Below are 13,401 nucleotides of genomic sequence, written 5' to 3'. Positions count from 1 at the left end.
TTTCTGATCAGGGAAAACAAGGGGTTCGATGTCTGGGCCTATAGGGCCGCGCTTGAACATATCGGGTGGGATCAACTTTCAAATTTCGACGAGATATTGTTTTTCAACCACACTTTCTACGGGCCGATTTTTCCCTTCTCGGAAATGTTCTCGCAGATGGACCAACGTCACTGTGACTTTTGGGGAATATCCGCCCACAAGGCGATAAGGCCCAATCCGATCGACGTCCGAAAATCGGAACTGCCCTTCCATCTCAATTCCCATTTCATCGCCGTGCGGCGGTCCTTGCATCAGTCGGAGGCGTTTCGTGACTATTGGACCCGTATGGTGTCCATCAACTCCTATATGGAGTCAGTTGCGAAGCACGAGACGGTGTTCACAGCGCATTTTCAGGCTTTGGGCTACACCTGTTCGGTATTGCTCGATCCGGAAAGATACAAGACGCCATACCCGGTTTTCATGGAGCCGGACAAAACGCTGGAGGACCGGAGCCCCATCCTGAAGCGTCGCCTCTTCTTTCATGACACGCTGTCCCTCGAGCGCGCGGCCATCAACCTGCCGCGCGCCTTGGAGATCGTAGAGAACCGATCTGATTATGATTTGTCGCTGATATGGAAAAGCGTTGGCCGCCTGGGCTCGCCTCGTACGCTAAATGGCAATGCCGCGTTGCTCTCCGTCCTGCCGGACATCCATGTTGGTGCGCAAAGGAATTGGGACGATCTTCGGATAGCAGTTCTTGCGCATGTGTATCACGTTGACATGATCGATGAGATTCTCGGCTATGCCGAAAACGTGCCGAAAGGCTACGATCTGATCGTCACGACCGACAATGCCAGCAAGCAGGCGTTGATCCAGCAAGCCGTAGCCAAGGCGACGAACGCCAGGAGTGCGGTCGTCCTGGTCGTCCGGAATGACGGCAGGGATACTTCCGCCCTTCTTGTCGGTTGCCGGGACTATGTACTCGAGGATCGGTACGACTTGATCTGCCGGGTCCATTCCAAGCGATCTCCCCAAGACGGCCCGAGGGGAGAGCTGTTTAAACTCCACACTTTTGAAAACCTTCTCCATACGCCTGGATATGTCTCGAATTTGCTTGAACTCTTTGCCAACAATCCAGCGCTTGGTCTCGTCATGCCGCCCTTGGTCCATATTGGATATCCGACCATTGGAAATTCATGGGCTGGCAACAAAGCCAACGTCGCGAAGCTTGCGCGACGGTTGGGTCTGGTCGTGCACCTGGATGATAGTACACCTGTCGCGCCTTACGGTGGGATGTACTGGTTTCGTCCTGCAGCTCTAAGGAAGCTTTTCGAAGAAGAGTGGGGCTGGAGCGATTTTGCCAATATGGATTATCGGGATGGGAGTTTGGTCCACGCCATAGAGCGGATCATAGCCTATGTCGCAATCGATGCCGGTTATACCTTCCGGCACGTGATGACCGCCGGGCATGCTGCTCACAACTACGTAATGCTGGAGGCTAAATTGCAAGCCCTATGCGAGAACGGGGCTCCGGCGGAATTCGGAAACTATGGAGTGGCAAGATCCTTTCGTGGCCTCGTCTTCTCGATCAAGAGATCAATTGTAGCCAGATCGCCAATAGCGTTCAGGATTCTCAGGCCGCTCTATCGCGGCCTACGAAGGATAATCGGGTTTGGGGATTAGCCAGATCGCGAACAAACTGAGCTCGCTCACGTGGGCAAGTCGCTCGTGAGGCGCTCCAAGAGCCTCTCGCCGCGCGTTTACTCCGCGCATGCATCAGCCACGGGCTAACAGGCGACGTATCAGCCGCAAAGGTGCGGTCAGCCGCCAACTACGCGACGTGAGCAGCGCGTCGCGCTCATTGGCGATGCGCCTCATGTCCCATCGGAGCGCATCGCGTTCGGCGATCAAGCTGGCTTGGGTATTTACGAGGGTATCCCGTTCGGCGCTCAGAGTGTCGCGAAATCCGACGAGCGCATCACGTTCGTCCGCCAAGCCGCGGATTTCGACGGATTGCTGTTCCAAAATGCTCGCAAGTTGCGAGTTTTCTTGACGGACCTGCTCGGTCTCGGTGCTGCGCGTGCTAAGTTCACCACGCAATTGCGCAACCGCCAATTCCTCCGTCGCCATGGCCACCGAAAATGTTTCGCAGGCGTCGTCAAATCTCGTCCGCACAATATCCAGCTGAGCAAGCAAGCCATTGTCTTCATCGCCGGCGGCCATAGCGGTCAGAACTTGATAGGTCTCACGGACCAGCGGCGTAACATCCGGATGATTGCGCACATCTTCGAGCGTGGACCTTTCATGATAAAGGTCTGTCGTCAGAAACCGATCGATCTTGATGTCCGGGTGGTCGGGCTGAGCAGGCCAAACGACACCTGTTTTTTCAGCTGCGCGATCCATATGCTTTCGCCAGTCGGCCAGAAACCCTTCATATGACAGAATATATCGAGGCATGTGTCGCGAATGATATTCAGCCTCGAGCACATGCCTGAGCCACAACAGCAGGGACTTTGGCAGTGTGATATTATCTCGCCGGTGCAGCGAAGATGCGACCTCAAGAGGATTGCGTACCGGCAGAAGGGCGACAGGGCTGACATTCATTTCGTCCAAGATCGACGACATGAACGGAACAAATCTGCAGGTCCGCGGGTCTTTGATAACGATCAATGGTTCGTCGCCGAACTCGTCGATGAGCAGCTGTTTTATTTTCTGACGACATGGCTCTGTTGCCTTTGAGTTCATCCTTTGCAGATCGAGCTGACGCCAATCAAGCCAGGACGAGCCTGCCAATGCGAGCAGTTCGTCGTGGGCAAGGGCAAGGGGCGCGCTCTCGAAGAATCCGCGCGGATTGGCCGCGTGCGACGGCAGCGGGGTCTTCGGGCCGGCTGCTCCCAACGCATTGATTACACCCCCAAGCGCCGAGGTTCCGCTCCTGTGCATTCCCAGGATTAAGATGGCTTGACGCCTCGGTGCCTGTGGCAATCCGGCTGTTGGGGTTATCAAGTTGAGGGTGCTTTTCGGTCCGGTTGGTCAACGTTCGGTACGCTTAGACCAGGCTCTATCAAAACGTCAATTCTATGAAGATCGCGACGGGCGCAACTCCTGGACAAGTTGCGGGGCTGATAGGGCGGGCCGATTTCAGCTGTTCGGCCGTGACTGCGAGAGTGGTTTGGACCGTTGACGGCCTGCGGAAAAGGATAATGCTACGACTATAGAGCCCTCGCTCGACCTCGATATCGAATATCGCGAGGCGCTTTAAGCCAGCGACTCCACCCGGCCGGCGCGAAGTGTGAGTTTCTTTGTGCAGACGCGCCGGATGAGCGCATCGTCATGGCTGGCCAGCACGATGATGCCGGCCTTTTCCGCCAGTTCGTCCATGCGGCGTTTGGCTTTTTCCTGGAACGACGCGTCGCCGGCGCCAATCCATTCATCCATCAGCAGAATTTCAGGCTCGAGAGTGGTCGCTGCAGCAAACGCCAAACGTGCCGCCATGCCTTGGCTGTACGCCTTGAACGGCAGGTCGATGAAATCGCCCAGTTCGCTGAAATCGATTATTTCTTCCATCTTCTCTTCGATCTCGGCCGCCGTCCAACCGCTGATCAACCCTCTCAGCACGATGTTTCTGCGCCCGGTGGCCTCGGGACGAAACCCTATGTGGATGTTGAATAGGGCGTCGACCTTGCCGGTGATCGATATCGTGCCACCCGATGGCTGGTATATTCCGTACAGAACCTTGAGCAGGGTGGTCTTGCCGGCGCCATTCGGGCCGACAAGCCCCAACCGGTCGCCCGCCTTGAGCTCGAAGCTGACACCGTCGAGCGCCTGCACGACCTGTTTGGTGCCCGACTTGGCAATATTGCCGCCGAGGGCGCTCCGACGCCGGCCGGGCGCCGAAAGCGTCAACTTTTCAAACAGGCGATAGACGAGGCTGACATTGTTCAGTGTGATGGAGGTCATGGAACTCAGATCAGGAAAACGATGCGCTTGCGATAAAGGCCCAGCAACAGCAGCGCAATAGCCCAGAGGCCGAGGCAGAAATAACCTGTCACCGCCAGGGAATGTCCCGGAAATATGCCCGCCGTGATCGGCTCGCGCACGCCCTCTAGGAAATAGGTGAACGGGTTCCAGTGATAGGCATATTCTTGAACGCCCTCTTGCCCACTATAGACCCAGAAGACCGGCGTAAAGAACATGCCCACCCGCATCAGATTGCCAACGATGAATTCGCTATCGGGAAAGAACGCGCCCAGGAACGCAAAAACCACCACGAATGCAGGGGTTGCCAGGATGAGGAGCAACAATCCCACCGAGGACAGCAGCCAGTTTGTGTTGATTCCGTAGCCGCTCAAAAGCAGAATGAGAACGCAACCCGCCAGCGAATAACCAGCCCGAATGATGCATTGCATCGTCAATCGCATCACATAAACGAACAACGGCAGCGTCGTGCCCTGAATGAAGCTCGCTTCGCGCTGGAAGAGAGACACGCTCATGGTGATGGTCTCGGTAAGATAGAACCACACCAGCATGCCGATGGCCACATAGGCTATATAGCTTGGGTTGCTTGCGTCCTTGGTCACGAAAACAAAGGCAAATGTGCCGACGAAAGCGAAATAGTTGACCAGCATCCAAAGTGGGCCGAGCGTCGTGCGTCTGTGCTGGTCGCCGATGTCCTCATGGGCAAGCGCGATCCAGACCCGGTGTAATCTCATGGCTTTTGAGATGTCGTCAAAAGCGCCGTTTAGTGCCGCAATCATAGCTGGGAGTATCGCAATCCGTTGTTCTGGCGCATTGTCTTTCGCTGGCCATGGCGAACCACCACACCCATCTCTAATAGCCATTTCGACAGGCATATGGCAACGCATTGCGTCCTAACGAGGTCAAGAGCGGAGTCAACTGCGGCAAAACTGGACACGGGCTGCTTTCGTCGCCAGCCGAGACTGGTGTCAGGCTCGCGGCAATCACCCAAGGATGATGCACCACGCTTCTCCATTGACCGTCAGCTTTTCCCGAAAAAACCTCTGGCTATGACGTCGAGCCCACAGTATGCGATACAACGCCACGGCCGAAATCGCACCTTGAGAACAGTGAACGGCCATGAGCGATTTTCGTGTTCGCACTTTGCTGGTGTTCACGTCCACAAGCCTGGAGCCTGATGCCATCCGATGAAGCTGGAATCTGTATTCGGACTTCGGCCACGGATGCACCTCGCCTTAATTACGAACTCAAGTAAGGTGTTCGACATTCGTGGATAGGGCAGATCTGCGCATAGCAGTGCTGATGGGCACGAAAGACGGCGCCGCGTTCATTGATGAGCAGTTGCAATCCCTGCTCGCACAGTCGCATCCTCTCATCGATCTCTGGGTCTCTGACGATGGCTCCGCCGACGGCACGGTTCCCATCATCGAAGCCTGGAAGTCCCGCTGGACAAAGGGTCGAGTGACGTTGGTGGAAGGGCCGCACCGAGGGTTCGCGGCCAACTTCCGTTCGATGATACTCGACCGGCGTATCGCTGCCGACTTCTATGCCTTCAGTGATCAGGACGATGTCTGGGAGCCGGACAGGCTGCAGAGTGCCGTCCAATGGATGCAGGCGTTCGGCGCGGAGAGGCCGTTAATGTTCTGCTCGCGAACCGCGACCATGACCGAAACGGGAAGCCTCGTCGGCCAGTCGCCGTTGTTTCGTCGGCCGCCATCGTTCCGCAACGCGCTTGTGCAAAGCATCGCCGGCGGCAACACCATCCTGCTCAACCGCGCGGCACGCGATCTGTTGGCAAGGGCTTCGGCACGGACGGGCTTCGTCAGCCACGACTGGTGGGCCTATCTGATTGTCACCGGCGCCGGCGGCGTTGTCCACTACGACCCGCGGCCCCTGGTGCACTACCGGCAGCACGCGGCGAACCTTGTCGGCGCCAACGTGTCTTGGCGGGCACGGGTCTCGCGGCTTGGGCGCCTGTTCAAGGGCGAGTTTGCCGACTGGACCGATCTCAACCTTGCCGGTCTGGCGGCCAATCGCGACCTCCTTACGCCGGATGCGGCGGCGTGTCTCGACCTGTTCGCACGCGGTCGGCAGGGCGGTCTTTTCCAGCGTTTGCGCACTCTGCCCGCAAGCGGTGTCTATCGGCAGACTCTTGCCGGGACCCTGGGGCTCTATCTCGCATTCATCCTGGGTCGCATCTGAAATCGAATCGCTTCGAGGCGCGTGGTCGAGCGGCGCCCCGTTCTATCGGCCCGAGCGATTCTTCGCTGTCACAAGTTGGCCGCGATACTTTTCTCGCATGGCCAGCGAACGCCGTGACCGCCGTCGGAAGGGTCTTGCGCCAGTGCGAGAACCATCTTCATAATACGGCCGCTGTTCAATCCGCGGACGTGATCGCCCGCGCCCTTTCAAGCGTCATTGCCACGATCGCGGCCGCTCTGTCCGGGTTTGCAGCCTCCGAATAGCAGCGAAGTTCAGGTGCGTTGCCGGAGGGCCGCAAATGGATGATCTCACCAGTCTGCATTCGCATCCTGAAGCCGTCGGTCTGGTCGACTTCGGCAACGGTCCCGAAAGGCGCCAGGAATTGCTGCAAGGCGTCCCGATCCGCAAGGCGGCGCATCAGGCTGTGCGAGCTTTCCACCGGGAAGTTTTCAAGTCGCTCGCTTGCGCAAACCGGAAGCTTCCAATCCGCGCGCAGCTGCGACAGCATTTTCCCGGTCGATGCAACCAGACCCAGGACGGCGAGGATCGGGAGCAGGGAATCCCGTGTCGGCAATGCCGCCAGTGTCTTTCCGCGCAGGGAACAATCCGATCCCAGGAGAACGCCACCATTGGCCTCGAAGCCGACGACGATGCGACCGGCATGGTATGATGCTTCCATCCCTTCGATAACGAAAGGAGATCCGACCTTCGTTCTCACGACCTCGAAACCGAAAGCTTTCGAAATGCCCGAATTGGAGGTCACCGGCGTCACCACGACGTCTGCCCGCAAGAACAAGGCCGTGGCGAGGCCGATCAGGTCGCCGCGAAAGAGATCGCCATTCTCGTCGGCGATAAGCGGACGATCGGCATCTGCATCTGTCGACACGATGGCATCGAGATTGAATTCCCCAGCCCAACGCTTGAATTTGGCAAGTGTGGTCCGGCTGATGGCTTCGGTGTCAACGGGCACAAAGGTATCGGATTTCCCGACAGCAGTCACGTGAGCGCCAAGGGATTGGAGAATCTCGACCAGCAGATCCGCCGCCACCGAGCTGTGCTGATAAACGCCGACCCTCATGCCAAAAAGGGAATTGGGCTCCAATATGATCTCGGCGCGCGCGCGATAGGCGGCGATCGCCTGATCATTGCGTGTTGGCAAGGCCGTTCCCGGTGGGGGCGGAGGGCGATAGGCTTCTGATCTTCCGGCGGCGTATTGCGCCATGGCGGCTTCGTCCGCCTTGCTGATCTCGCCGTGCGGGCCGTAAAATTTGATACCGTTGCGGTCAGCGGGAATATGCGAACCCGTCACCATAAGTGCGGCAGCGCCATGCTGCTGGCCGTATAGCGCCAAAGCCGGTGTTGGAATAGTGCCGCAATCGATCGGTTGAAGCCCGCTTGCCGCTAGGGCTGCCATGCAGTTGGCGGCTATGGTGGGGCTGCTGTCGCGTAAGTCACGACCCACCAGCACCATGGCATTGGGCTGAATCCCGCCGGCAGCCAGGCGCCAGGCGAAAGCCTCGGTATAAAGGCCACTCGGTTTCCCGACCAGTTCCGAAGCCAGGCCTCTGAGGCCACTCGATCCAAATTTCATCACTTCGCTTTGGTTGATGGGAGGGAAGGCTGTCATATTGAGGTAGGTTCCCCTGTTAACCGAAAAGCGCTTTGCCGCCCATCCTGGGGTTTCCCCGAGAGCTTGAAGAATAGTGCGTCGCGATGAACGAACGGGCAACGGCAGCGCTGTGGAAAGTGCGTCAGACGCCAGCCAATCGCATCGCCTGACCTCCTCCTGGCAACGGCGTGAACCTTAAACGTCTCGCCGGTTGCCCGATATCCTGGTCGACACTTGATCCCAATCGGACCGTCTGTGAAAATATCTCTGGCGATGACCTCACGTCCACGCTATGCGGTAGCGACGGCGGGGGCCGAGGATTTGACGCTGAAAACAGGTGGCGGGTGACGGATGGTATTCGATCTGACGCCGCATTAGTGTTGAAGTTCTCACGCCTGGAGTTCAATACTCGCCAATGACTTCCTATGCAGAAGCCGTGTTCGGATTTCGACCGAAGATACGGCGCGTCATCATCATGGTCCAGGACCTGCTCATGGTCCTGGTTGCGGTGGCGCTCAGTCTCGTCCTCTCCCGGTCAGACCTTTCTTTCGATGCATTCTCCTACGAAGGCCTGGTCACCTGGGTCGGGATCGTTCTCATCAGTCACCTGCTGTTCAGATATTGTGGTCTCTACACCACGATCTGGCGCTTTGCCTCAACCCCGGACTTTTTCAACATTCTGAAGAGCTGTGCGATTCTGACGGTCGTGCTTTATGCTCTTTCGCTGATGTTTCGTTTCATTCAGCCCGTGGCTGGTCTCAACGAACGCCAATTCATCGTCTTTTTCCTTGTTTCCTTCACAATCATATCGGCGCCGAGGCTGTTCTACCGATTTCTTCGCGACGGCGCGAGCTGGGGCATCCTGACCCACAGGGTCGATAAAGTGCAGGCCAAGCGGGCGCTGTTCGTCGGTCGGCTTGGTGAGGCCGACCTGATCATTCGCTTCACCCGCACGGCAGAGCCAACCGATTATTCCATTGCCGGCATCATGGCGACCGAGCGCGGCGCTCCGTTGGGCACACGGATTCAAGGTGTTCCCGTGGTGGCGTCCCGGCCACGCCTGATCGATGTCCTGGAGGATTACGCCGCCGGCACCAAGAGCATCGACCTGCTTATTTTCGGTAGCGGCGTCGAGCATGAGATCGAGGAATATTCCGAACTTGTGCGTGTCGCCCGGCACGGCGGCATAACCGTCTTGCAGTTCTCGAGCCTTTCGCAGCTTGGGCAAGAGGGAAAGATCGTTCTCGACGAAGTCGAGATGGAAACGATCCTGCGGCGCCCGACCGTGCCATCCGATATCGCGCGTATCGGTGCCTTCGTCGGCGGCAAGCGCGTCCTGGTGACCGGAGGCGCCGGATCTATCGGCCGCACGCTGGTCAAGCGGTCGCTGGAGCTGGGGGCAGGGGCGGTGCTGGTCGCCGACAATTCCGAGTTCGGCATCTTCCAGTTGAGCCAGTATGTCGACGAAAAGGACCATGATCGCCTGAAGGTGCGCATTGTCGATGTCGCGGACCGGCGTCAGATGACTCGTGTCGTCACGGAATTCAAACCGGACATCATCTTTCATGCCGCTGCTCTGAAGCACGTTCCGCTGCTTGAGGAGAACTGGGAATCGGCTATCCAGACCAATGTTTTCGGTACGCTTGTCTGCGCCGAGGTTGCCGCCAGATGCGGTGTTCCGCAGTTCCTGCTCATATCGAGCGACAAGGCCGTGGATCCGACGTCGGTCCTTGGCATCACGAAAAGAGCCGCCGAGCAACTCGTCAGTTCCTTGCACGAAAGCCACGCAATCGCGCCGGACGGACGCCGTACCGGCACCAAATTCATAGCCGTGCGGTTCGGCAACGTGTTTGGCTCCAATGGTTCGGTGGCGACCATCTTCCAGGCCCAGATCGAAGCCGGCGGCCCGGTCACGATTACCGATCGACGCATGACCCGTTATTTCATGACGGTGGCGGAAGCCGTCGACCTCGTCATCATGGCGGCCGCCGACGCCCAGTCGCGTGACGGCAAGGACGACTATGCCATCTACATGCTGGACATGGGCAAACCCGTGCCGATTCTCGAAGTCGCGGAAACCATGATCCGCATGGCCGGCAAGACGCCCTATGTGGATATCCCGATTCGCTTCACCGGCATCAGGCCCGGAGAGAAGCTGCATGAGACGCTCCAGGGTGCCAATGAAGAGATCATCACGCTCGACATCGCCAAGATCTTCGGTCTCAGGACCGATGTGGTGGCGTGGCCGACGGTTCAGGCTGCGCTGGCCGCGTTGCAGGCCGCAATGAAGAGCCAGGACAAGGCTTCCGCCCTTGCCGTGTTGGCGCAGCTCCATCTGCCGGAGACGCCAGCGCCCGACACGCGACAGGAAACTGGCCCGAGAACGGTCGGGCAAGCAGGTTGATACGTTGCGGCTGACGGTTCAATGGCGGGATTTTGCGAGGATATCGACCCCGCGGCCGGTGGTGTCGGAGCAATTTCCGCCGGGAAAGCGCTCCTGGCTTTTGCCGGGAAAACCATTTCACATTCTTCCTGGAATGGCTCTGGTGATGAGGGGGCGGCCGTGAAGGGACTGAAGCGTGCCTTCGATCTCGTCGCGGCGGTGTTGCTGTTGTTGGTGACATCCCCTGTTCTATTGCTGTGCATGCTTGCGGTGCGGGCATCGTCGCCCGGTCCGGTGATTTTTTCACAGACGCGGGTCGGCCGCGATGGTGCGTTGTTTCGCTGCCACAAATTGCGGACGATGTATCAGGGAACGCCGTCCTTGCCCTCGCACGAGGCGCCGGCAGATGCCGTGACCGCCGTAGGAAGGACCTTGCGGAAGTTCAAGCTCGATGAACTGCCGCAATTCTGGAATGTTCTTCGGGGCGAGATGAGCCTGGTCGGGCCGCGCCCTTGCCTGCCGACGCAGACGGAACTGATCGAGCGTCGCCGGCGGCTAGGGGTTTTGGCGGCACGTCCGGGCATCACCGGCATGGCCCAGATCAGGGGCATCGACATGTCCAACCCGCGGCTTCTGGCCGAAACGGATGCCGCCTATCTCAGCACGGCGTCGTTCTGGCTCGACCTTCGCATCCTGTTTGGAACGCTCTATCGCAACGGCGGCGATTGAGCGTCTCCAAGCCTCGCCATTTCGGCCAGCCGCTCCAGCGTCCCGGCTTCCGGCCGCCAGCCTTCGGATACGAGCAGGGAAGGGTCGCATATCTGTGTCGCGGTCAGGCTGTCCCAGGACGCCCGCTTGCCCAAGAGGATCGCTGCTGCCCGCAACGGCTTGGCCGGCATGGCCATGAGGCGCCTGGGGCGTCCGAAACCGTCGCGAAAGGCGCCGACAATGTCGGCGATCGAAACCGGCGGCACATCGCTGGCGACATAGATCGATCGCGGCCGCCCCGAAAGGCTGAGCAGATGCCATACCGCGCCTGCCGTCGATTGCGATGACAGCAGCGAGCGGGTTCCCATCAGGGCGCCTGTCGGCAGCGGCAGGCCAGTATCGGCCAGGCGCATCAGCGTCGCAAGGTTTCCTTTCATGCCGGTTCCGTAGACGGGAGGCAGCCGCAACACGGTGGCGTCCGAACGACCATGCGACGCATAGGCGTCCAGCACGCGGATCTCTGCTTCGCGCTTCGAGCGCCCATAGGCGCATTGCGGATCGGGAATCGTGTCCTCGTCGACCGTTGCGCTGACGCGCGCGCCGATCACGGCCCGGATCGAGGAGAGCTGGATGAACCGTCCACTGGCCTGTTCGACCGCCGCCTGTGCCAGCCTTGCGCTCAATTCCGCATTGGCCGCCCGAAAATCGGCTTCGGTGGCGTTGCCGTCATCATTGTTCAGACCCGCGCAATGAACGACATCGGTAACACCCCTTGCTAGCGCCAGGAAGGCAGCCGTCGGCGCATCGACCTCGGGCATCTGCATGGCATCATGTCCGCGATCAAGCCTCTCCGGGTAGCGCGACGCGAGGCGAAGCTCGGCGCCCGCCTCACGAAGCCGATGCACCACCTGACGGCCGATGAAGCCTGTCGCTCCTGTGACCAGGACTTTCATTGGCCTTGCCCCGAACGGCTATTGAGTGAATCGAAGCGCTTGATCTTCCGTCCTTGGAAGAAGCACGTCTTCCGTCACGAGGGGAGGCACTCGCCCTTCCGTCTCGGGCGGAAATGGCTGGTCTTGCGGCAACGGAGCCTGGCGGCCCGAGGCGAGATAAGTCCCCGACACCAGGAAGACCATCAGCACCGAGTCCAGAATGTCGTGACCAATCAGGATGCCTGTCATCCCGGACGTGAGATAGGTGATCACCACGATGACAATCATTGTAGCGCCAAAACGCTCGATCGGATCGGTGCTATTTCGCAAAACCACAGCTGCATTCCTGGCGGCAACGACGAAGATCGCCGCCAGCGTCACGGCGCCCAGGAGGCCGGCCTGCACCAGGGCGGTAAGGAAGCCGTTGTGGAAATGATTGAAGCCAGCATCCATCCCGAACTGATCGTGGAAGCCCTGCTTTATCAAGGCCTGGGTAGCACCCACGCCATGTCCGAACAATGGCATCTCACGAAACGCCTTCAGACCGATGTCCCACACGGCCAATCGCAATCCGATGGCCGTCGTGTGGTCACCGTTGGTGGCGAGCGCGTCCAAGTCGGAACGCAGAAAGTCGACACGCCCTGATATTGTCTGGAAGCCGACAGCCGCGATCACGGCGCCGGCCGCCAGCAACAGAACCAGCAGGCGGATGGCGTTCCTTCCCTTGAGCCTATGCTGGTTGATCAGCAGAACGGCGATACCGGCAATCAGCAGTGCCAGCCAGACTATACGGGTGCCTGAGTAGATGATGGCGATCGTCCCGCCGAGTGCCGCGCACATGAGGGCGATCCTGTGTTTCTCTATATCCGACAGGGCGCCGGCCACGCAGACCACCACGGCAAGGCAGAGGACCTCCGCGAACACAATTGGATTTCCGGCCCCACCCTCGGCGCGGATACCAAGCCAATGTTGCTGGAAGAACGCCAGGATGAGCGCGACAAAACAGGCGGCCATGCTGCTGAGCACGATGATACGGACAAGTGTCGTCTTCTGCGTAATGCTCCAGGTCGAATAGGAGATGGGGAAAAACAGGAAGGTGACAAGCGGGATCAGGGGCAATGCATCCCTGGCGATCGCGTGGTTGACGATGGACGCCACCAGATTGGCCGCGCAATAGGCATAGATCGCGATCGTCATCGCTATCATCGCCGGGTCGCTATTGAAGCGCCTTTTCTTGAGGGCGATCAACAGGATGGACCATAGAGCGCCACCGCTGAATACGAAGCTGACCACCGATCCCAAAACCGGTGGGAAAAAGAAGCAAAGAGTGGAGAAGTAGATATTGATCCGCGAAGGCGTGAGTTGCTGACTTGCAGACGAAAGCCGGGTCAAGTTTTGGGCTCGCTATTCTCGAGTAGCTCTATGCGGCACATCTGTTCGGCGGAACCGAGTGTGCTCGCGTTTGAAATTTGCCCATGCCTGATGACGCATCTTGCCCGCTTCCGGAGGTTGTATAGCGGCTGGGCTGTCTTTTCGATAGTGCGGTGGAGCTTGTCGTCGGCTAAAATCGGCGGCCGGTGCCCGACGGTTGGGAACGGGCCCAAGGAACG

10 protein-coding genes are annotated in these 13,401 nt (G+C 58.9%); 4 read left to right on the top strand and 6 right to left on the bottom strand.

Annotated elements, in window-relative coordinates; translation table 11 throughout:
* On the top strand, nucleotides 1-1,662 hold a 1,662-nt coding region (locus tag C1D09_RS20675; protein ID WP_143976054.1), incomplete at its 5' end, for a rhamnan synthesis F family protein.
* Nucleotides 1,663-1,755: 93 nt separating this feature from the next.
* On the opposite strand, the gene C1D09_RS20670 is transcribed toward C1D09_RS20675, so the two are convergent.
* From C1D09_RS20670 to C1D09_RS20660, 3 genes are all read right to left on the bottom strand, one after another.
* A complete protein-coding gene (locus tag C1D09_RS20670; protein ID WP_246135819.1) occupies nucleotides 1,756-2,877 on the bottom strand; it encodes a sulfotransferase family protein in 1,122 nt (373 codons plus the stop codon).
* 360 nt (nucleotides 2,878-3,237) lie between these two features.
* Entirely contained in the window at nucleotides 3,238-3,939 is a 702-nt protein-coding gene (locus C1D09_RS20665; RefSeq protein ID WP_010914947.1) for an ABC transporter ATP-binding protein, read from the bottom strand.
* A gap of 5 nt (nucleotides 3,940-3,944) precedes the next feature.
* Complete coding sequence (locus C1D09_RS20660) at nucleotides 3,945-4,832, bottom strand: ABC transporter permease (RefSeq protein WP_246135818.1); 888 nt, start codon at nucleotides 4,830-4,832, stop codon at nucleotides 3,945-3,947.
* 394 nt (nucleotides 4,833-5,226) lie between these two features.
* Here C1D09_RS20660 and C1D09_RS20655 point away from each other — a divergent pair, with 394 nt between their 5' ends.
* A complete protein-coding gene (locus C1D09_RS20655; RefSeq protein WP_143976052.1) occupies nucleotides 5,227-6,159 on the top strand; it encodes a glycosyltransferase family 2 protein in 933 nt (310 codons plus the stop codon).
* A 175-nt stretch (nucleotides 6,160-6,334) separates the two neighbouring features.
* Here the strand turns inward: C1D09_RS20655 and C1D09_RS20650 are convergent, their stop codons facing one another.
* Nucleotides 6,335-7,786 carry a phosphomannomutase gene (locus C1D09_RS20650; RefSeq protein ID WP_143976051.1) on the bottom strand — a complete coding sequence of 484 codons (1,452 nt, stop codon included), beginning with the start codon at nucleotides 7,784-7,786 and terminating at the stop codon, nucleotides 6,335-6,337.
* A 397-nt stretch (nucleotides 7,787-8,183) separates the two neighbouring features.
* Between C1D09_RS20650 and C1D09_RS20645 the strand changes: the two genes are divergently transcribed.
* Together C1D09_RS20645 and C1D09_RS20640 are read left to right on the top strand one after the other, a co-directional pair.
* The gene (locus tag C1D09_RS20645; protein ID WP_143976050.1) at nucleotides 8,184-10,172 is read left to right on the top strand and encodes a nucleoside-diphosphate sugar epimerase/dehydratase; all 1,989 of its coding nucleotides are present in this window, start codon (nucleotides 8,184-8,186) and stop codon (nucleotides 10,170-10,172) included.
* Between the two features lie 159 nt (nucleotides 10,173-10,331).
* Complete coding sequence (locus C1D09_RS20640) at nucleotides 10,332-10,880, top strand: sugar transferase (RefSeq protein WP_143976049.1); 549 nt, start codon at nucleotides 10,332-10,334, stop codon at nucleotides 10,878-10,880.
* Here the strand turns inward: C1D09_RS20640 and C1D09_RS20635 are convergent.
* Both C1D09_RS20635 and C1D09_RS20630 read right to left on the bottom strand, forming a co-directional pair.
* Nucleotides 10,859-11,812: a UDP-glucose 4-epimerase family protein gene (locus C1D09_RS20635; RefSeq protein WP_143976048.1), complete on the bottom strand. Its 954-nt coding sequence runs from the start codon at nucleotides 11,810-11,812 to the stop codon at nucleotides 10,859-10,861. The two genes, C1D09_RS20640 and C1D09_RS20635, sit on opposite strands and share 22 nt — an antisense overlap.
* 18 nt (nucleotides 11,813-11,830) lie before the next feature.
* Nucleotides 11,831-13,183, bottom strand: coding sequence for an O-antigen ligase family protein (locus tag C1D09_RS20630; RefSeq protein ID WP_246135816.1), 1,353 nt, complete (start codon nucleotides 13,181-13,183; stop codon nucleotides 11,831-11,833).
* Nucleotides 13,184-13,401 lie beyond the last annotated feature (218 nt).

Origin of the sequence: Mesorhizobium intechi (assembly GCF_002879535.1) — a bacterium.
GTDB lineage: Bacteria > Pseudomonadota > Alphaproteobacteria > Rhizobiales > Rhizobiaceae > Mesorhizobium > Mesorhizobium intechi.
Note: the sequence above shows the minus strand (reverse complement) of the source record. Positions and strands in the feature narration are given on the sequence as shown.